Origin of the sequence: Paenibacillus polymyxa, assembly GCF_001719045.1 — a bacterium.
GTDB classification, from domain to species: Bacteria; Bacillota; Bacilli; order Paenibacillales; family Paenibacillaceae; genus Paenibacillus; species Paenibacillus polymyxa_B.
Genome location: NZ_CP015423.1, coordinates 2718946 through 2737468, shown reverse-complemented (window position 1 = coordinate 2737468; position 18523 = coordinate 2718946). Strand labels below are relative to the sequence as shown.

19 protein-coding genes are annotated in these 18523 nt (G+C 44.6%); 8 read left to right on the top strand and 11 right to left on the bottom strand.

Going from position 1 to position 18523, the window contains the following annotated elements; translation table 11 throughout:
* Nucleotides 1–80: 80 nt before the first annotated feature.
* Nucleotides 81–980: a DMT family transporter gene (locus AOU00_RS12220; protein WP_061829772.1), complete on the bottom strand. Its 900-nt coding sequence runs from the start codon at nucleotides 978–980 to the stop codon at nucleotides 81–83.
* Nucleotides 981–1089: 109 nt separating this feature from the next.
* On the opposite strand from AOU00_RS12220, the gene AOU00_RS12215 reads away from it, so the two are divergent.
* Entirely contained in the window at nucleotides 1090–2463 is a 1374-nt protein-coding gene (locus AOU00_RS12215; protein WP_069290718.1) for a MocR-like pyridoxine biosynthesis transcription factor PdxR, read from the top strand.
* Nucleotides 2464–2537: 74 nt separating this feature from the next.
* On the opposite strand, the gene AOU00_RS12210 is transcribed toward AOU00_RS12215, so the two are convergent.
* Together AOU00_RS12210 and AOU00_RS12205 are read right to left on the bottom strand one after the other, a co-directional pair.
* On the bottom strand, nucleotides 2538–2885 hold the full coding sequence (locus AOU00_RS12210) for a DUF3243 domain-containing protein (protein WP_061829774.1): 348 nt from the start codon (nucleotides 2883–2885) through the stop codon (nucleotides 2538–2540).
* 160 nt (nucleotides 2886–3045) lie between these two features.
* Nucleotides 3046–3960, bottom strand: coding sequence for a phosphatidate cytidylyltransferase (locus AOU00_RS12205; RefSeq protein WP_069290717.1), 915 nt, complete (start codon nucleotides 3958–3960; stop codon nucleotides 3046–3048).
* Nucleotides 3961–4055: 95 nt separating this feature from the next.
* Between AOU00_RS12205 and AOU00_RS12200 the strand changes: the two genes are divergently transcribed.
* On the top strand, nucleotides 4056–4598 hold the full coding sequence (locus AOU00_RS12200) for a hypothetical protein (RefSeq protein ID WP_023991046.1): 543 nt from the start codon (nucleotides 4056–4058) through the stop codon (nucleotides 4596–4598).
* 18 nt (nucleotides 4599–4616) lie between these two features.
* Here AOU00_RS12200 and AOU00_RS12195 read toward each other — a convergent pair whose 3' ends face one another.
* Nucleotides 4617–5507, bottom strand: a complete 891-nt coding sequence (locus AOU00_RS12195) for a diacylglycerol/lipid kinase family protein (protein ID WP_069290716.1) — start codon at nucleotides 5505–5507, stop codon at nucleotides 4617–4619.
* Nucleotides 5508–5645: 138 nt separating this feature from the next.
* Here AOU00_RS12195 and AOU00_RS12190 point away from each other — a divergent pair, with 138 nt between their 5' ends.
* Nucleotides 5646–6512: an SDR family oxidoreductase gene (locus AOU00_RS12190; protein WP_061829777.1), complete on the top strand. Its 867-nt coding sequence runs from the start codon at nucleotides 5646–5648 to the stop codon at nucleotides 6510–6512.
* Between the two features lie 293 nt (nucleotides 6513–6805).
* A complete protein-coding gene (locus AOU00_RS12185; protein WP_013312677.1) occupies nucleotides 6806–7144 on the top strand; it encodes a zinc ribbon domain-containing protein YjdM in 339 nt (112 codons plus the stop codon).
* Nucleotides 7145–7185: 41 nt separating this feature from the next.
* Here the strand turns inward: AOU00_RS12185 and AOU00_RS12180 are convergent, their stop codons facing one another.
* Nucleotides 7186–7941 (bottom strand): AIM24 family protein, encoded by a 756-nt coding sequence (locus AOU00_RS12180; RefSeq protein ID WP_068939217.1) that lies wholly within the window; start codon nucleotides 7939–7941, stop codon nucleotides 7186–7188.
* A 250-nt stretch (nucleotides 7942–8191) separates the two neighbouring features.
* Between AOU00_RS12180 and AOU00_RS12175 the strand changes: the two genes are divergently transcribed.
* On the top strand, nucleotides 8192–9244 hold the full coding sequence (locus tag AOU00_RS12175) for an LLM class flavin-dependent oxidoreductase (protein ID WP_069290715.1): 1053 nt from the start codon (nucleotides 8192–8194) through the stop codon (nucleotides 9242–9244).
* A 119-nt stretch (nucleotides 9245–9363) separates the two neighbouring features.
* On the opposite strand, the gene AOU00_RS25825 is transcribed toward AOU00_RS12175, so the two are convergent.
* The 3 genes from AOU00_RS25825 to AOU00_RS12160 all read right to left on the bottom strand — a co-directional run bounded on the left by AOU00_RS25825 (nucleotide 9364) and on the right by AOU00_RS12160 (nucleotide 12081).
* Nucleotides 9364–9879: a DUF1036 domain-containing protein gene (locus tag AOU00_RS25825; RefSeq protein WP_081330705.1), complete on the bottom strand. Its 516-nt coding sequence runs from the start codon at nucleotides 9877–9879 to the stop codon at nucleotides 9364–9366.
* An 81-nt stretch (nucleotides 9880–9960) separates the two neighbouring features.
* The gene (locus tag AOU00_RS12165; RefSeq protein ID WP_069290713.1) at nucleotides 9961–11469 is read right to left on the bottom strand and encodes an aminotransferase class V-fold PLP-dependent enzyme; all 1509 of its coding nucleotides are present in this window, start codon (nucleotides 11467–11469) and stop codon (nucleotides 9961–9963) included.
* Between the two features lie 135 nt (nucleotides 11470–11604).
* Complete coding sequence (locus tag AOU00_RS12160) at nucleotides 11605–12081, bottom strand: DsrE/DsrF/DrsH-like family protein (RefSeq protein WP_061829783.1); 477 nt, start codon at nucleotides 12079–12081, stop codon at nucleotides 11605–11607.
* Nucleotides 12082–12292: 211 nt separating this feature from the next.
* On the opposite strand from AOU00_RS12160, the gene AOU00_RS12155 reads away from it, so the two are divergent.
* The 3 genes from AOU00_RS12155 (at nucleotide 12293) to AOU00_RS12145 (ending at nucleotide 15242) form a co-directional block, all read left to right on the top strand.
* On the top strand, nucleotides 12293–13021 hold the full coding sequence (locus tag AOU00_RS12155; protein WP_061829784.1) for a hypothetical protein: 729 nt from the start codon (nucleotides 12293–12295) through the stop codon (nucleotides 13019–13021).
* 97 nt (nucleotides 13022–13118) lie between these two features.
* Nucleotides 13119–14081, top strand: coding sequence for a radical SAM protein (locus AOU00_RS12150; RefSeq protein ID WP_069290712.1), 963 nt, complete (start codon nucleotides 13119–13121; stop codon nucleotides 14079–14081).
* 186 nt (nucleotides 14082–14267) lie between these two features.
* Nucleotides 14268–15242, top strand: a complete 975-nt coding sequence (locus tag AOU00_RS12145) for an aldo/keto reductase family protein (protein ID WP_069290711.1) — start codon at nucleotides 14268–14270, stop codon at nucleotides 15240–15242.
* Nucleotides 15243–15248: 6 nt separating this feature from the next.
* Here the strand turns inward: AOU00_RS12145 and AOU00_RS12140 are convergent, their stop codons facing one another.
* From AOU00_RS12140 to AOU00_RS12130, 3 genes are all read right to left on the bottom strand, one after another.
* Nucleotides 15249–15758, bottom strand: a complete 510-nt coding sequence (locus AOU00_RS12140) for a hypothetical protein (RefSeq protein ID WP_237166363.1) — start codon at nucleotides 15756–15758, stop codon at nucleotides 15249–15251.
* Between the two features lie 73 nt (nucleotides 15759–15831).
* Nucleotides 15832–17772, bottom strand: a complete 1941-nt coding sequence (locus AOU00_RS12135; RefSeq protein WP_069290710.1) for an ABC transporter permease — start codon at nucleotides 17770–17772, stop codon at nucleotides 15832–15834.
* Complete coding sequence (locus AOU00_RS12130; protein ID WP_061829789.1) at nucleotides 17762–18523, bottom strand: ABC transporter ATP-binding protein; 762 nt, start codon at nucleotides 18521–18523, stop codon at nucleotides 17762–17764. The genes AOU00_RS12135 and AOU00_RS12130 overlap by 11 nt, the downstream gene beginning before the upstream one ends.

The window sequence follows — 18523 nt, the reverse complement described above, 5'->3', positions numbered from 1 at the left end:
CGATAAGAACTTGAATCAAAGAAAAGAGGCTCCCGAAGTTTCAGCCGGGAGCCTCTTTTTTGAGAAGGTCTTTGCGTAAGTCAGCGGCGTTCACTGCGTGACATGAGCATGATGCCCAGAAACACAAAGCCTGCACCAGCCAGATGAGCAAATGAGAAGGATTCACGGAGGATGATATAGGACAGCAGCAATGTACTGACGGGAATACAACCTGTGTATACAGCTGCTGTACTAGCCGGTACTCTTGATACACCCCGAAACCATAATACGTAGCCTAATGCGGTGACAAAGATACCATAATATAAGACTAGCCCCATCTCTCCTACACCAACGTGGTTAAAGTTGAACTGTTGGGCCTCCACAAATGAACAAGCCAGGAACATGAAGAATGAAAAGAGTGTTATATACATGGTTCCAAGCAGGGAAGAGACATGGCTGGATAGCATCTTGCGTAACACTGTCAGTGCCGCTTCTCCGAACACAGCAGACAGAACAAGCAGCATGCCAATGAACGAGGTTGCGTTGGGAGCATTGAACCAGAGCGCCGATATGTGAGGCACTTGCAACGCCAAAACACCGATCAGAGAACAGGCAATCCCGAGACCGGGGCGGAGCGTAATCTTTTCTCTCAGCAGCACATACGAAAGAAGTGCAACGATAGCTGGGGTTAAGCTAGTTAAAATTCCGCTTTCGGAAGCAGAGGCGTAGGCCAGCCCGTACAGCATTAGGACGCGGAAGAGAAACATGCCGATCAGGGCCTGAATGAACAGGATTAAGGCATCCCGTTTGCTGATCCTTAGTGAATATTTCTTAATGAATACAATGGGTACCAAGAACAGAAGGGCAACGGCCAGACTGGCAGATTGCGATAAAAAAACAGGCAGCCGCATCACGACCAGTTTACCGACTACTACAGAACTGCCAACAATGGAGGTTGCGATCACTAATTCCATGTAAGTCGAAAAGGTTGGTTTGTTCATTTCATCTCACCTCTTGTACAGATATTGATATATACTGTAGCAATAGAAACTGGGCACTTGTAGATCCAGTTGAAGAGGTTTTTGACAGTACCGCTTGAGGGGGCAACCTATGTGGTTATCTATCGATAAGAGTGTGACAGTTCCGATGCTGCGTCAGGTGTATCAAGCGATACGGGACCGTATTTTAGCTGGAGAACTGCATGCAGGATATAAACTTCCTTCGACCCGGGTGCTGGCCTTACAGTTGAATGTTTCCCGGAATGTTATCCTCGAAGCTTATGAAATGCTGCTAGCCGAAGGCTTAGCCATTGCACGCTCGGGTTCAGGTACCTATGTAGCGGAAGGGGCCGTCCTTCCAGGTTATGTATCCGCACCGCCTATCGAGGCGCCTGCGTCTGCAGTGGAATCTGCATATTCAAATAAGATGTCGGTAATTTCCTTCCGGACAGGCCTTCCTGCATTGGAATTATTTCCGCGCAAATCATGGGCTGACTTGCTTCAGAGCGTATGCAAAGAGGCTCCTGATCTGGCACTAGGTTATGGCGATCCTGCTGGAGAGCCTGAGTTACGCAGGGAGCTGGCCGACTATTTGGTTCACACCAGAGGAGTGAAAGCCAGCCCGGAACATATTGTAATCACTAGCGGAGCAGTACAAGCGATTCAGCTTGTCACCCGTCTGTTACTGTCAGCTGGAGACGAAGCCCTTGTAGAGGAACCGACAAATGAAGATTTAAAAAGCATTCTGGCGGCCACAGGAGCCACATTGCGGAGTATGCCTGTTGATGATTCGGGAGTTATAACAGCCGATCTGCCGCAAAAGAGACACCCCAAACTGGCATATCTGACACCCTCGCACCAGTTCCCGCTGGGGGGTATCTTGCCGATCCAAAGGCGGATCGAGCTTATTCAGTATGCAGCCCGGACAGGATGTCTTCTGCTCGAAGATGATTATGACAGTGAGTTCCGGTATGACGGGGCGCCCGTCCACTCCTTGCAGAGTCTGGACCCAGAACGGGTGCTATATGTCGGGACGTTTAGCAAAATATTGTTCCCTGCGCTGCGGATCGGCTATATTGTTCTTCCCTCGTCACGAGTCGCTGATTTTATCCGTTTAAAGCAACTGGCGGATTACCAGACAGCGAGCCTAGAACAAATTGTGTTGAGTCGGTATATCAGGAAGCGACTCCTTCATAAGCATGTACATAAGATGAAAAAAGTGTACGCCAAGCGTCGTCAGGTCCTGCTTAATAGCCTGGAACAGCATTTTACAGGGCAATATCGGGTGTGTGGCCGATCGGCGGGTTTACATTTGGTAGCAGAGTTTCAGTTCCCGTTCCGAGAGGATTTGCCGAAATGTCTCCATAGTCAAAATGTATTTGCGGCACAGCTTGAAGGGAACCGGCTGCTCATGGGCTATGGGCATCTAAAGGAAAATGAAATTCGTGAAGGGGTTCGCAGAATCAGGAACGCACTGCAACGGTAGTAAACCGAAAGCAGCCTATCCTTAGGTGAGGATAGGCTGCCCTTTTCATAGCAAGATATTGTGTTCCATCATCACTATTTATACGAGGATTGTGCCATGCGTACTAGCATATGGGCAAGCGCATGCTGCTGCTCTTTGTCCCCCGCTTTCCACAGCTCCTGGAGGAGCTTCTCCTCGCTGTTTCGAGGTTCTTCTTTGGCTGCCAGATATCCAGCTATCTTCTCAGCTGCTTTTGCGATCAATTCTTCATTCAGACCAATATTTTGAGCCATTTTAATCTTGTCGCTCAAATAACTTTTGAATGAGTCAAAGTTGTTCAGAATGTCATCCTTTTTGCTGTCGTCTATCCGATTTAATGCGTTATCTACTTTGTTCAATGCCAATTCGCCTTCCTTATTTACAACATGATTGTGCTCTGCCATTTCTAATGCCTCCTCAAGATTGTTTTTAAGGGATAAGGACTTTTCCGATATAGTGTACTTACCCCGACTAACTAAAGTGAAAACGTGAGAAGCAAGCAGAGTATCGTGGAGTGATGAAGGAAAACAGAGTAGAGAGATTCCAAGAAAAATACAGTTGATCCTACATAAAGTCAAAAAAATAACGGATTACGTGGAAAAAGACGGGCGAGGTGTAGGTCAAGCTATCCACCCGGCTTAAGTAGCTTTTTTTCAAAGCATCGAACTTATCATCATCGCCGATTAATAAATCCCGCTTCAGCACGGAAACCGTTAAGCTGCCGAAGAAACCGCTCAAGCTGATCAGCATGCCGAAAATAATTCCAAATTTCAGGTCAAACGGCGTCAGGTAGGGATAGATGAGATAGGAAGCCGCTGTAGTTACGGGAAAAGCGAATGCAAAGCCTTCCCAAGTTATATTGGGATTGGATGTCGGGACGATTTTCCGCTTTCCGAAATAGAGTGATGTTAGATAGTGTACGACATCATTGAGCTGCGTCAGTACCACTAGAAAAAGTACAAGTTTCGCTCCGTATTGCGGCGTAGCAAACTGAAAATAGGCCAGATGACTCAACCCGAAAACCATCAGCATGAGTCCCCATTGGGTCGAGCTGACACTGCGCAAAAAACCAACCGTTCCTTTGTTGATCAATCGCGGAAGCGGTAGCAGCAAGAATACATAGATAGGGATAAAGACAATAAACATTCCGTACCACCCGATATAAATCCAATAAAATTGTACGGGAATCGCCAAGTACGCCCATAAAAACAATCTGCGGTCAGCTTTTCTGGATCTAATCATGGAAAAGTATTCTTTTAGCGCAAAAAAGGTGAGTGCCATCAAGGAAAGCAGTGAAACGATCGGATTGAAAAGAGTTGCCAAGCAAAAGATAAAGAACATGCCCCACCATGTCTTGATGCGAAGCCCAATAGCTGCATAGTCTTTGTCTGGCTGTGTTTTGACTACTACTATGTAAATCAGATGGATGACCAATAAGGCTGTAAAAATAAGGATTAACGTTAATAGCGAACTATCCATTACCACTCACCAACTTATCGCGAAATAGGGTTCCGTTAGGGTACCTATGTTATTATGAAGGAATAATTCAAACTTGATAAGGGGAAATTTCGTAAATGGTAGCAGATCAATCCGTCTTTATCTTGCTTACGAATACGGGAACGTTTCTTACGAGAGTCATTAAAAGCTATACGAGAGCGCCATACAATCACGCCTCCATTTCCTTCAACCGGGAACTTTCGGAGTTATACAGCTTCGGGAGAAAGACCCCTAATAACCCTCTGGATGGTGGTTTCGTGAAAGAGGATATTAAGACAGGTACATACAGCAGATTTCCGAATACGACATGCGTTATCTACGAGCTTCAAGTAACCGACCGTGAAGTTGAAAAAATGAAGCGAGTTTTACATGTATTTATCCGAAGTCGTCAAAAATATATGTATAACTTACTGGGTTTGATTGGTATTGCACTCAAAGAACCAGTGGAGTTCAGCAATTCTTATTTTTGTTCCCAATTCGTCGCGGAAATTTTACAGCGATCCGGCATAAAAATATGGAACAAACTGCCCGCTCTTGTTACGCCAGATGATTTTCGTCAAAGTGATCGATTCCATTTGATCTACGAGGGGAAATTGAGCGAGTATGATCCTCAAGCTTGAGGACCAGCACCGCATTACTTAAACCTCTTCCGGCACAATTACCTCGATATGACGCGGTAAAATACCAAGCTCGATAGGCAAAGACGGCCCTTCCTCACCATCTACATTCGTACTGACCGGTTCTGCGGAGCTGACACTTACATGCTTTGCGGTAAAGTAAACGATATCACTATGATCCTTCAGGTTGCCTAAAAATAAGGATATGCTGGCCGTCACGGTGTTCAATATATTGAGGTTTTTGAAAATAAAGCAGTGAAGTAGACCATCGTCAACAGCTGCATCGGGAGCCAGTTTCTCGAATCCGCCAACTGAATTGGTTAACGTAGCCAAAAAGAGTGGAGATTTCCCTTCCCAGGTCTTGTCATCATAGCGGACGATAAGTGAGTGGGCAGGATGGCTGATAAGCTCTTTCATGCCTTCTTTGAAGTAGGCAAACGTGCCAAACATGGATTTATCGTCTGATGATACAGCTGATAGCGATTCAGCAAGCGAACCTGTGGCAACCACATTGGCAAACATTCGGCCGTTTAAGAGGCCCGTATCTACGTTTTTCACGCGGGTAGAAGTCAGTGTACGGATCGCCAGCTCAGGACTTAGCGGAATTTGTAAGGCACGGGCAAAATCATTGACTGTCCCAAGGGGGATGACACCCAGTCGTGGACGATGGTCTTGATCAATGAAGCCGTTGATGGTTTCGTGAAGTGTGCCATCCCCACCGATGGAAACGACTAGGTCACAAGCTTCCTCACACGCATTAACGCAAAAACGGGTGGCGTCCAGTTCCTTTGCCGTCTCTTTAACCGTAACAACGTATCCTTGATCACGTAGAATTTCTTCTACGCTGCTGACATGTTGGAGGGATTCCTCTTTGCCAGAAGAGGGATTTACAATGATCATAGCTTTCTTCATATACAGGTTCCTTTCTCTGGGGAAAGTTTGGGTTACCCACTCTTACCCGAAAAGCAGACCTTTAGACTCTAGATTAGACATGTGTTATATTTTTAGTTACTATATAAAAGTAAATAAAATCTGAATGGAGGATTTCATATGAAAATCGCATTAACAGGAGCAACGGGGCAACTGGGTTCCATCGTGGTAGATACGTTGCTTACATTTGTCTCCGCAAACGATCTTATTGTTAGCGTAAGAAATCCAGAAAAAGCAGAGAACTTAAGGTCTCGTGGCGTCGACGTTCGTCATGGCGACTTTGATAAACCGGAGACGCTGGATCAGGCGTTTGCTGGAGTAGACCGGTTGCTGATTATATCCGCAGACGGGGATAATGATACTAGAATCCGTCAGCATAAAGCGGCTGTTGATGCTGCTGTACGTGCTGGAGTAGGCTTCATCGCCTATACTAGCGCTGCCAATGCCGCTGACAGCACTCTATTCCTTGCACCCGTACATCGCATCACGGAGGAGTTCATTCGTGAGTCAGGCATTCCTTACTCCTTCCTGCGTAATAATTGGTATCTGGAAAATGAGGCAGGCACGATCCAATCCGTACTCGCGGGGGCTCCTTGGCTAACCTCGGCAGGGTCCGGTAAAGTAGGTTGGGCTACCCGCGCAGATTATGCGCAAGCAGCTGCAACCGTTTTGTCTGGCGAAGGGCATGAGAATACAATATACGAGCTCTCCGGTAAGCCGATTACCCAAGAAGAGTTTGCAGCGATACTGGCTGAGGTTCTGGGCAAAGACGTTCCTGTACAGCAGGTGGATGATGCTACGTATGCCGAGGTTATGCTCGGTGCGGGAGTCCCGGAAGGTGCAATCCCTATTGTGGTCGGTATTCAACAAGCGATTCGTGAAGGAGCCCTGGATGTCGTAAGCAACGATTTCGAGAAGCTGTTGAAACGCCCCCTTACGCCGCTTAGCCAAGGAATGAGTGAACTGATCAAGCAAACCCAAGCATAATAAACGTGCCGTAGAGTACAATTTCAACATATGATACTGCTTATGTCTAAAACGGATGCTGCCTAGAGAGGTCAGCATCCGTTTTAGTTACATGTTCACCCTCTGGGTATTTTCAGAGGCAGGGCGCTTACGTATCGGTACAAAACTCAGATTAATTTCATCCATGAGTGGAATCGTGACTGTTTATCCAATATACTTGTAGGGAACTCCAAGGGAGACTTGGAGCAGGCTTGGTCTATCCAGGAAGCTTAGCATAGCAGTAGAATTTGAAAATGAATGGAGTACATAATACCATGTCTAATTTACCAAATTGTCCTGAATGTAATTCAGAGTACACTTATGAGGATCGCAGTCTTTTCATTTGCCCGGAATGCGCTCATGAGTGGTCTACCGAGTCAGAAGCAAGCAGTGAAGACGTAAAGGTCGTCAAAGATGCGAATGGTAACATCCTGCAGGATGGTGACTCTGTAACGGTCATTAAAGACCTTAAAGTGAAGGGAAGCTCATCCGTCTTGAAAATCGGGACCAAAGTAAAAAACATCCGTCTGGTGGATGGCGATCATGATATTGACTGCAAAATTGATGGTTTTGGAGCAATGAAGCTAAAATCGGAGTTTGTAAAAAAGAATTAAAATGTAAGAAAGGAGAAGCCGGGGCTTCTCCTTTCTTATGTTTATAATGGTGCTAACCATACGGTTCCTGTTCCCCTGTACACATTTACCAGCCCTTCGCCGGAAGCAGCAGAACCCATTTTGGTTTTCCCGGATTTTTCGACGGTGAACTGTAAGGTATTGGACCACATGAGGGCAAAGTTACCATCCACCTTCAGCACATCATTTTGCAATTCTATAACGACCGCTTCCTCGGAAGGGATCGGAGCTTGAAGTGCCAGCACTCCTTTCCCGCGGGCGCTTAAATTAAATAACCCTTCTCCGCCCAGTGCAGCAGAGGAAAGATTACTACGTGCAACAACGGATATGTCTAGCGTCGTATCACAAGCCAAAAACAAGCCGTCTTCGATGGCAATATCATCATTGTCCACATCAATAAGCCAAATATATTGGTAGGTAGGCTCCAGCATGATGGTACCCGTGCCTTTATAGTGTGGTTTAATGGCACCTGTCCCGGTTACAGCACCGGACACCAAGTTTCGCATTAAGCCTCCAACGCCTTTTACACCGGTAGTCATTTCCATGCTACCCACAGTATATTGCATGGCTCCCGCCTTCATCATAATCTCGCTATTGTTGATTTCGATCATGAGTTGTTTGCGGCGCATATTACTTTTGCTCATATAGTAGTTGTTTTTCGCAGCCTCCACCGAGGTGGAACTCAAATCTGTTATGTATTCCAGTACCGTAAATCCGCCTAATTGGTCAGTGATGGCAACATTGCTGTTATCCTTTAAATTGTTAATGACAAAAGCCATAAATGTATGTGCCTCCTTGTTGTATTCATGTTGTGGGATGGGAATCTTCTTTATTCCATACAATATTCGACAAAGAGACATCTTTTCCTGCGGCGAATCTAGACACTTCCCTTGGATGGTTTTCAGACTCAGAAAAAGAGAGCTTGAAAAAGATGCAAAAAAGGTTCAATATAAAGATATCGGTTTTTAAAATGATTGGCTTCGAAAGCAGCCGTATGAGAATAGGGCATGAAAATAGGGGGTAGAACAAGTGGAGATAGGGATAAGCACGTTTGTAGAAACAACGCCGGATCCCCAAACGGGTGAGGTCATCAGTCATGCACAACGAATACGTGAAGTTGTCGAGGAGATTGTGCTTGCAGATCAGGTAGGGCTGGATGTGTACGGCGTAGGGGAGCATCATCGTAAAGATTATGCAGCATCTGCTCCGGCTGTTATCCTCGCTGCTGCTGCTGCGCAGACCCAACGAATTCGGTTAACCAGTGCAGTTACGGTGCTTTCATCGGATGATCCTGTACGTGTGTTTCAGGATTTTGCTACACTGGACGGCATTTCGAATGGACGAGCTGAGATTATGGCAGGCCGGGGTTCTTTTATCGAATCATTCCCCTTATTTGGGTATGATTTGGATAACTACGATGAGTTATTCGATGAAAAGCTGGAGCTATTATTGAAAATACGGGAATCCGAGAAAGTTACCTGGAAAGGCGGACATCGGCCGGTAATCAACAATTTGGGCGTGTATCCGCGTCCAGTTCAAAATCCGTTGCCCGTATGGATTGGGAGTGGGGGTAATCAGGAATCTGTGGTTCGTGCAGGCTTGCTCGGATTGCCGTTAGTCCTGGCGATTATTGGGGGTAGTCCTGTACAGTTTGCCCCGTTGGTGGAACTGTATAAAAAAGCCGCTAGGCATGCCGGTCATGATGCATCGCTGCTTCCGGTTGCATCACACTCACATGGTTTTATCGCAGAGACGACTGAGCTGGCAGCGGATAAGTTCTTCCCTTCTACTCAGCAGAGCATGAATGTGCTTGGGCGTGAACGGGGGTGGGGTCCTTACACTCGCTCCAGCTTCGATGCCGCACGCAGCTTTGAAGGAGCGTTGTATGTAGGCGATTCCGACACGGTTGCCAAGAAAATCATCCATCTGCGTAAACAGGTAGGCATTACACGTTTTCTGCTCCACGTACCCGTCGGGACGATGCCGCATGATGATGTCATGAGAGCTATTGAGCTATTGGGAACAGAGGTAGCACCACGGGTGCGTGAAGAGATATCCAAGTGGGAATCCGAAAGTAAATAAACGGAATTACTTCATAGATAAAAGAGAAAGGAGCAGACCATGGGAGTGAGGTCGCTCCTTTTAATAAAAAATATGACTGCTTTAGATCTCATGCAATGTTGCGAATTAGGAATTCTACATCAATTCTTTCTCAGTTTTGTAGGTACTGCAACACGGTTGGATGACAGAGGTTTTCCCTGTTTCAATTTTTTAGCCGTTCTAGGTATTCTTACAACTAAGGATCCTTCTGTGCTTTGTTTGGAAGGCAAGGCTATGCGGATATTCCCGGATTGAGGTGCGCTTTGGCTAGCGCTGCTAACCAGGTTGATGGTGTAACTTGCGTAGATTGGACTGACAGGAATCCGCCGCATACCTAAATTCCTACAGGTCGTACATCCTACGTTCCAACACCAATGGAAGGCCTGGCTAGGGAGCTGGGTAAAATAAGAACCTGACCATGTGCGTCCAAAGCTACTTTCGGCATAGTAATAGAACGTATTGCCTCCGGCATATCCACTCCAAACTTCTCTTGTCTGCCCAGGATCTACACGATACCAGCCAATCTTGGCATAGTTGATAGGACTACAGTTGAAGTTCGGATAAGCGTAAGCAATATAGATAGCCGCATTAGTACTGTTGCGAAAATTGAAACCCATTGTCGTCACTTCTTTCCTCATATATTAATCCTACGGAATATTCTATGAGAGTTTTGAAAGAAGGGAACGGACAGGAGTCTCTTAATCACTAAAATTAAACCATTTGCTGATGTCTATTTTGTGATGTTCATTCATAGATTGCCACTCGTTTGATTCTGGTTGATAGGTATAATCTTTTTGCCAGGTCGTGATGTTTTCCACGATTGCCCGTATGGAAGAGGCGATATAGGAGACTTCCTGATTCGTCATCATGGGATGGAGCGACAGACGCACCCAGCCCGGTTTTCGAGATAAGTCTCCCGCATGGATCAGGTCTGTCATTTGTTTAGATGTTTGGTGGTCGATGCCCAGCAAATAATGTCCGTAGGGGCCTGCACAAGAGCAGCCGCCCCGGACCTGAATGCCAAACCGATCATTCAATAGTTTTACAATCAGGTTATAGTGAATATGGCCGACAACGAAAGAAACGATTCCCATTCGTTCTTGGCTGCCTCCTCCTAAGATGTGTAGCCCTGGTATGGTACTCAAGTTCTTTAGTAATAATGATGTCAGTTCCTTTTTGCGCTCCAACAAGCGCTTCTGTCCCATTTGTTCCTTCAGCCGAATGCAGAGCGCGGTTCGAACGGCCTGTAGAAAGGCAGGCGTCCCTCCATCCTCACGGGCCTCAATATTATCTTTATACTCGTATCCACCCCAAGGATTGGTCCAGCTAACTGTGCCCCCTCCGGGCTGATCTGGAGCACAATGGAGGCACAGCCTCGAATCCATAATTAAAACGCCGCTTGTACCGGGACCCCCAAGAAATTTGTGGGGTGAAAATACAATCCCGTCCAGTTTCTCAAGCGGATCTGTGGGGTGCATGTTGATCTCGGCGTAAGGTGCGCTTGCCGAAAAATCAATGAAACAAACGCCACCATGTTCGTGCATTTTGCGGGCTAGCTGGTAAATCGGTACTTCGAACCCTGTAACATTGGAGCAAGCGGTAAAGGCGCCGATTTTGATAGGGCGATGCTGGAATTGAAGCAGCAGTCGTTCGAGATGAGTTGGATCGACCATTCCGCCGGGACCCGGAGGAAGACACACAACGTCTCCAATGGTTTCTGCCCAGGAAATATGATTGGAATGATGCTCCATGTGGGTAACGAAGATAACGGGACGTTCTTTTTCGGCGATGGGGTAGAGGGGCTTTAATTTTTCATGTATTTTCAATCCTAACAGCCGCTGAAGCTTATTCACTGCACCTGTCATACCGGACCCGGCGAACAGGACGATATCATGTTCATTGGCATGAACGTGGCCCTTAATGATTTGTTTCGCTTCTTCATAGGCTTGGGTCATCAGAGTTCCTGTCAAATTAGACTCCGTATGCGTATTCGCCACAAAAGGGCCTAATTCTTTTGCTATTTTCGACTCGATGGGTCCATACAGACGGCCACTGGCTGCCCAATCCGCATAAATCAGCTTTTTTTGCCCGTATGGAGATTCAAAGGTCTGGTGATATCCGATTGTACTTTCACGATACCTTTGGAAATAAGCCTCGTTAGAAGGCTGATACCTACAATTACTGCTTCCAATTCGAGCCATGAGCATACGGCGCCTCCCAAGTCGTTCTGTCTTCTTAGGGTACGTAGGTAGGCCCGAATGGGTTAAAAAAAATAGGCGAGTGTCATCATTTAGTCACAATAAAAGCCTCATCCAAAAGCGGGATAAGGCAGTAGGTCTATCTTATATAAACAACTGCATATCGGATTCGAGCGCATCTTTTAGATACGTTTTGGCCTCGATAATTTCCAGTTCAGGTATAAATTCTTCCGGTTTAAAACCCATAATATCGACCGATAGCTTACAGGCATAAAATTTTACATTTTTCTTTCGCGCTCCTTTCAAGAAATGAATGAGCTTCGGGGCTTCATTATCTTCGATCATTTCCGTCAGCATCAGCTTGCCAAGGCCACTAAAATTCATTTTGGACAATGGCAGCTCCTCGGGTCCTTTTGGAGTCATCCAGCCCATGATTTTTTCATAAATCGTCTTGTCTTCAAACGTCATCTTGTCAGGGTCACGAACCAGAAATAGTCCCCAGAACGCAAAAAACATCGTCACCTCCACGTCCAATTCCCGTGCCGTATTTGCCAGAATCAGTCCAGCCATTGCCTTATCATAATCGCCGCTGAACATAAGCAGATTCATCCTTTTATCCATAATTCCCGCCTCCATTACCAACAGATATATTCAGTATGGATTTGGGAATGAGAAGTATGCCCAGTTCACATATTGATCACAATTACAGGACATGTGTCGGATTCAAGAGCACTATTCAATATATGTTATTATTATCTATGGAAATTACATAGCACCATTGTTTTATGGAGTATTAGTAGGATAAATGTGAAAGGAACGGGGTTTGAAATTTATGAAAAAAACATCGTCTATAATAATTTTATTTTTATTGCTGATTGTGACAGCATGTGGAACCCATCAAGAGAATAATCTGGATTCATCTTCAAAAGCTTCGATCTCCAAAAATTTGTCCTCCGAGCAACCGATAAATTCTGAAGAGAAGAAGGGAAATGCAACTGATGCAGGCCAATCTATGAAAGTAGTCGCACCTAAAGAAAAAGCTATTATACGTTCAGAAGAGGGAAATTCGTTAGTTCATGCAGATTGGACGTCAGGCCAACCTGATGTGGAGTTACCCCTCCAAATGGGGGCAACTAAGGCTGAACTCGTATTAGGGATGGATCATCCTAACGGGGTGAAAACGTTGGTGGTATTCCCTTCCGAGTCTACAGGTTGGCCGCTCGACCTGTCTTCAACTGGAGAATCGGAAGCCTTTGACGAGTTTGGGGAATTGAAAGCAGGCTATAGGCTTCAAGCGAGTGTTTACGACTTTGATCATGATGGAACTAACGAGATAGTCATTGCAGCGGGTGACTTGGCTACGAATGCTGAGACATGGGTTTTTTCATTTACAAATGTAGAAAACATTAAAAAGATAGATCCCTTTCATCAGGAGTTAGCTGTAACAGGGCAATCCTATATTACTTTGAATGGACATGAATTAGATGTACCTTATGGCTCTCAAGGTTTATTTGAGGCTTATAAGTATGTAGATAAAGAATTTCTTACTTCTGTCAAGTAGCCCGCCGTTACCAATGTCATATCTACAAACCGCTCCCATCTGTATAATCTCAAGGGAATTCAAGACACAAGCCTGAGATCGGGAGGATCATGAGAAAGTGAGTATAGACAACAAATATAAAGCACTTGAACTGGAAAATCCAGGCATCTACGAGCTGGAGGGACTGGAAGTCGGGGTTACCTCCAATTGCAATTTCAAGTGTGATTACTGCTGTGCGTATCAGCGGAACGACGGGCAATGCATCAGCAGCAAAGAGGTCATTGATATTATTGATGACATTCCAACGTTAAAACGTGTGCGACTGTCCGGGGGAGAAGTGACCTTGCAATATGAGGATTGTCTGGACATCGTGGCTCACTGTTCAAGCAAGGGCATCGCTACCCAGCTCAACACCAATGCCAGCTTGCTCAGCCCTGAACGAATTGAGAGACTGCGTGATGCAGGACTTTCCAATATTCATATCTCCTTCAACTTCACGGATGCCGATAAGTATGCAGCCTATTATCATGTACATCCTCGCATGTATGAGAAAATTGTACAGAATATTCGGTTATGTACCGAAGCCAAGCTAGAAACGGTGCTGGAGACGTTGCTGTTTGCAGAGACGCAGAACAACATGCCAGCCATTAGTGAAAAGGTATATGAACTCGGTGTGCGCATCCATGAAATCCAAAACAGTATCGTAATGGATCATACGAACTGGAACGCTATTTCTACCAAGGAAGCGCTCATTCGGTCCGTTCATGACCTGATTGCACATAAAAAGGACGATACTGTGTTGTATTTCACCTGTATGGACCGTTTTGCAGAAGCACTGGGCTTCAAGGAGCAGCCGGGTGTTTATTTTTCCAACTGCGTTGATGGTAAAAAACAGCTCCATCTTCACGGGAACGGGGACATCCTGATCTGTGAGCTATGCCACCCTGTGGTCATCGGCAATATTTATAATGGAACATCCCTAAAGGATATTTACAAAAATAAACCGAAGCAGCTTCAGGAGTTTCTCGATAAACTGCCTTGTCCTGCATATGATGCGCTTTTTCCTGTAGGAAGCAAGTAGACATGATTTAAGATTGTGAGGCTATGAGCATCTACCATCCAAATAGGTTGGATGGTAGATGTCCTTCATGTAACTCCATGAATCCTTTATTATTTCAGGATTTTGCAAAATCCTCATTTGTTTTAATGAAAGGGTTTACATGTTAAAATATAAAAATATGATCCTCTTATGAAAGAAGGAGTAGATATGAAATATAGAAATGTAGGCAACAGTGGTCTTAAAATTAGTGAAATCGGTCTAGGGAGCTGGTTGACGTACGGTACAGCCGCCGAGAAGGAAGCAGCTCATACCTGTATTGCCAAAGCGTTTGAACTTGGGATTAATTTCTTTGATACCGCGAACGCGTATAACCGGGGAGAAGGCGAGAAGGCTATGGGAGCTGCCCTGAAGCCTTATCGAAGAGAGAGCTATGTGTTATCTACCAAGGTGTACTTCCCTATGGACTCCGGTCCCAATGACAGGGGACTGTCACGCAAGCACATTATGGAGCAATGTGAAGCGAGTCTGAAGCGTCTTGGTACGGATTATATCGACATGTACTTCTGTCATCGTTATGATTCGGATACTCCTTTGGAAGAGACGCTGCGAGCGCTCGATGACCTTCAGGCTCAGGGTAAGATTCTGTACGCTGCTGTCAGTGAATGGAGTGCTGCCCAGCTCACGGATGCCTATGGGATTGGAAAAAGGCTGAATTTGCGCCCGCTGATTGCCAATCAGCCGATCTATAATATGTTCGAACGTTATATCGAACATGAGGTACTTCCCGTATCCGGGCAGGTAGGTATCGGCCAAATTGTATTTTCGCCTCTGGCCCAAGGTATCCTCACGGGTAAATACAAGCCGGGACAGCCTTTACCGACGGGTAGCCGCGGGGCTGATGCCTCTGTCAATAATGTCATCAGCAGTTACATGAACGATACCGTTCTAAACTGTGTTCAGGATCTGGATAAGCTGGCGAAGGATCTGGATATCACCCTGTCACAGCTCGCGCTTGCCTGGATTCTGAGAGAACCGGGTATCAGCGCTGCACTCATTGGGGCTACTAAACCGGCACAAATTGAAGAAAATGTGAAAGCAGTCGAAGTGACGCTACAACCGGAGACATGCGTGGAAATTGAGCGAATTCTGAAGCAAGCAGAGGGTTTTGAACCTTTGCGTTAAGCATTTTTAACTTGCTTCAAGCATGGCATAAATACCTGAACCCACACTAAATACGATCCCGTTCACTAAAACAAGGATTTGCTTCTTACTGAGATCCAGCGGATCAAAAAAGATGGGCAACAGCCATTTTAGGCTGATGACAGCCCATAAACCCTCCAGTAATCCTAGCATCAACACCTTTTGTCCCCAGTGAAACTTCATTTGCGGTGTTAGCGGACCTTCAAGAAACAGGTCACCTGAAGTATGGAGGTTCCAAGAAACGATAACTACGAATATAAGAAGAGTTAATAGGGTTGACATAATATAGGTGATATCTTTTTTAGCCTCTTTCGTAAGTCTCGGCGATTTTTTAAACTCAGGCAGGCCAATCAGGAAAAAGACGATTCCTACGATAATAGCCACGCCTACAGAGGAACCGAGTATGATATTGGCTAAGATGCCGATGCCATTGATGATTAATAATAAAATAAGCTCTCCACCTTTGGGGTTACGACTGATAGTTATTTTATTGTACATGTAGGAACGAAAATGCTCAAATATTTGAAAAAGCCCCAGCACTTTCGCCTGGGACTTTTTTGCTTTTTACCAATTACAATGCTGATTTAATGACCTTTTTATAATACAGGATGGATAGTATCCCAAAAATGGAATATAAGGCGGTGTACAGCACCATAACGATGATCATAGGCATCCAAATTTCAGTTCCAAACAAGAACCAGCCGGATTGGACGGCGAAATAGCTATGTGAAAGGCCAATCACTAATGGGATGCCGAAGTTAAAGAGTTGTTTTATTTTAATGCCTCTAAGCAGGTCACTTTGAGTGAACCCTAACTTTCTTAACACGGTGTAATTGGCTTTTTCGTCTTCGCTCTCATCCATTTGCTTAAAATAAAGGATACAGCCTGATGTAATGAGAAAGGTGAGTCCTAAAAATCCAACTACAAACATGATCACTCCCATGTTCCGCTTCTGATTGCTGCTCATTTCAAGGCGTGATGTTTGTTGATCATTAAAATCCGCAGCTGCAAAGAGACGATTCGCTTCTTCAATCTGTTCTGCATTTATCATATCAATTCCAATATATAAGGATGATTTCTTTTGAATCTCAGGATTTATATCTTTCTTTAACCGCTCAAATATGGTTTCGTCTACAATGGCAGTGGGTAGTCCCCCGGCTGTAAAATAGTAGGGAATCACATACTCCTTTTTTAGACCCAAATATTGTTGATGTATGACTTCTTTTTTTCCCTTCAAATCCAATGGACCAAAGTTTTTCAAGGACATAAATTTCTGTAACAAATCATTATAGCCCATTAAAATTGCTTGACCTGGAGATACATCCGTACCCTCCACAGATTGATCGCTTATGACAGGCAACGTCATGGAATTCGCACCGATATTTAACCCTTCCAGAGGAGTCTCCATGATTTGCGCTGTGTCCACACTGACTTGAATAACTTCAATTTGCTTCTCACGATACTTTATGTCATGCTCCTGAAGTAACGTTTTGAATTTCTCAGCATCCGGTTCATTCGTCATTGCAAAATGGGAAGGTACATTGTCCTCAGCTGATTGATCCGCAGAATAATAGGCGATATAGCTTAAGGAAAGTAAACCGATGGCAAGTGCCGATACTGTTGTAATAATGGTCAACAACAAAGCATTGGATTTCATGCGGAACATAATGGATGAGAGAGATAGCACCTCATTAATGTTCAAATAGCCGCCTTTACTTTTTCTGATGATATTGGAAATAAAGCGGATAGATCCTTTATAAAAAAGTAGTGTTCCGATGATGACAGTGCCCAAAATAAACACCATAGCCATAAACAATTCATTCATGGATGTAAAGTCTCCGCCAAATAATTTGGAGGAAACATAGTAACCTAAAGCGATGAGAGAGATGCCAATGATCCCGATGATCATCTCATAGATCGTTATTTTCTTGATTTTCCCTTCGGTGGTTGAGTTCACTCTGAACAAAGATAAAATACTTTGTCTCTTGATAAAGGAATAATTCATGAGCATGATCAACAGGTAGATGATACAAAAAACGATGAGTGTTTGAATCAGTGCTTGGTTAGAGAAATATAGAGTGGCAATGGCTTCGACGCCTGTCGTCTTAAATAAGATCATGATCACTAATTTGGAAAAGGAAAATCCAACTCCGATTCCAATAAACAGGGAACTGAAGTATAGAATTAAGTTTTCAGCACTCAGGATGCGAAAAATTTTGTTTTTGGTCATTCCGATCAATTGAAATAGGCCAATTTCTTTGCTGCGTCTTTTTATAAAGATATTATTAGCATATAAAAGGAAGATACAGACAATGGCGACCAGTAAAACGGAAGCTGCCCGTATGGAAGCTGCCCCTTTAACAGAACCCTTCACTTCGTCCATGGAAGGATCGTATTGTAATGTGACGAAAGCGAAATAGAGCGCAACACTAAAAATGAGAGCAAAAACATACAGGTAATAATTCTTTAGATTTTTTTTCAAATTCTTTAGAATGAGCAGATTAATGTTCATATTGGACCCCGCCTAAGACCCCTTGGGTTTTCATGATATCCTGGAAGAAGCTTTGTCTTTCCTGCTCGCCTTTATGAAGCTGCGTATACATCTGCCCATCCTTAATAAAAATGACCCGACTGCAATGGCTGGCTGCGACAGGATCATGCGTGACCATAATAATGGTCGCCTTGCGTTTTTGGTTCAACTGGCCCAGCTTATTTAATAAATCGGAAGCAGACTTGGAATCCAGCGCACCCGTAGGTTCATCGGCAAAAATAATACTGGGCTCATGAATAAATGCTCTGGCCGCAGATGTACGCTGTTTCTGTCCACCCGAGATTTCATTGGGGTATTTGTCCTTGAGCTCATAAATTCCCAGTTCTGTAGCTACTTCCTGAAATTTTTGGTTGGCTTCTTTTTTAGGCGTTTTGGTGATGGATAAGGGTAAGAGAATGTTCTCCTTCACGGTTAGCGTATCCAGCAGATTATACTCTTGAAAAATAAAGCCTAAATGCTGTTTGCGAAATTCAGCCAGTTGCTTTTCTTTCATTTTCGTCATTTCGATATCATTGATTTTAATGGAACCTTGGCTCACTTTATCAATAGAGGAAAGAACATTCAGCAGTGTGGTTTTACCTGAGCCGGAGGCTCCCATAATACTGACAAATTCCCCTTCTTCAATGACGATATCTATTCCCTTCAAAACCTCCTGCATATTTAACTTATTACCGTAGCTTTTATGAATTTTATGGGCTTCTAAAATATTCAC

Excerpts from the sequence above, each read along its gene's own strand:
- AOU00_RS12160 (WP_061829783.1), bottom strand. The coding sequence starts at position 12,081 with ATGGATAAAAGGATGAATCTGCTTATGTTCAGCGGCGATTATGATAAG.
- AOU00_RS12195 (WP_069290716.1), bottom strand. The coding sequence starts at position 5,507 with ATGAAGAAAGCTATGATCATTGTAAATCCCTCTTCTGGCAAAGAGGAA.
- AOU00_RS12145 (WP_069290711.1), top strand. The coding sequence starts at position 14,268 with ATGAAATATAGAAATGTAGGCAACAGTGGTCTTAAAATTAGTGAAATC.
- AOU00_RS12220 (WP_061829772.1), bottom strand. The coding sequence starts at position 980 with ATGAACAAACCAACCTTTTCGACTTACATGGAATTAGTGATCGCAACC.
- AOU00_RS12205 (WP_069290717.1), bottom strand. The coding sequence starts at position 3,960 with ATGGATAGTTCGCTATTAACGTTAATCCTTATTTTTACAGCCTTATTG.
- AOU00_RS12210 (WP_061829774.1), bottom strand. The coding sequence starts at position 2,885 with ATGGCAGAGCACAATCATGTTGTAAATAAGGAAGGCGAATTGGCATTG.
- AOU00_RS12190 (WP_061829777.1), top strand. The coding sequence starts at position 5,646 with ATGAAAATCGCATTAACAGGAGCAACGGGGCAACTGGGTTCCATCGTG.
- AOU00_RS12180 (WP_068939217.1), bottom strand. The coding sequence starts at position 7,941 with ATGGCTTTTGTCATTAACAATTTAAAGGATAACAGCAATGTTGCCATC.
- AOU00_RS12165 (WP_069290713.1), bottom strand. The coding sequence starts at position 11,469 with ATGCTCATGGCTCGAATTGGAAGCAGTAATTGTAGGTATCAGCCTTCT.
- AOU00_RS12140 (WP_237166363.1), bottom strand. The coding sequence starts at position 15,758 with ATGTACAATAAAATAACTATCAGTCGTAACCCCAAAGGTGGAGAGCTT.
- AOU00_RS12215 (WP_069290718.1), top strand. The coding sequence starts at position 1,090 with ATGTGGTTATCTATCGATAAGAGTGTGACAGTTCCGATGCTGCGTCAG.
- AOU00_RS12155 (WP_061829784.1), top strand. The coding sequence starts at position 12,293 with ATGAAAAAAACATCGTCTATAATAATTTTATTTTTATTGCTGATTGTG.
- AOU00_RS25825 (WP_081330705.1), bottom strand. The coding sequence starts at position 9,879 with ATGGGTTTCAATTTTCGCAACAGTACTAATGCGGCTATCTATATTGCT.
- AOU00_RS12185 (WP_013312677.1), top strand. The coding sequence starts at position 6,806 with ATGTCTAATTTACCAAATTGTCCTGAATGTAATTCAGAGTACACTTAT.
- AOU00_RS12135 (WP_069290710.1), bottom strand. The coding sequence starts at position 17,772 with ATGAACATTAATCTGCTCATTCTAAAGAATTTGAAAAAAAATCTAAAG.
- AOU00_RS12200 (WP_023991046.1), top strand. The coding sequence starts at position 4,056 with ATGGTAGCAGATCAATCCGTCTTTATCTTGCTTACGAATACGGGAACG.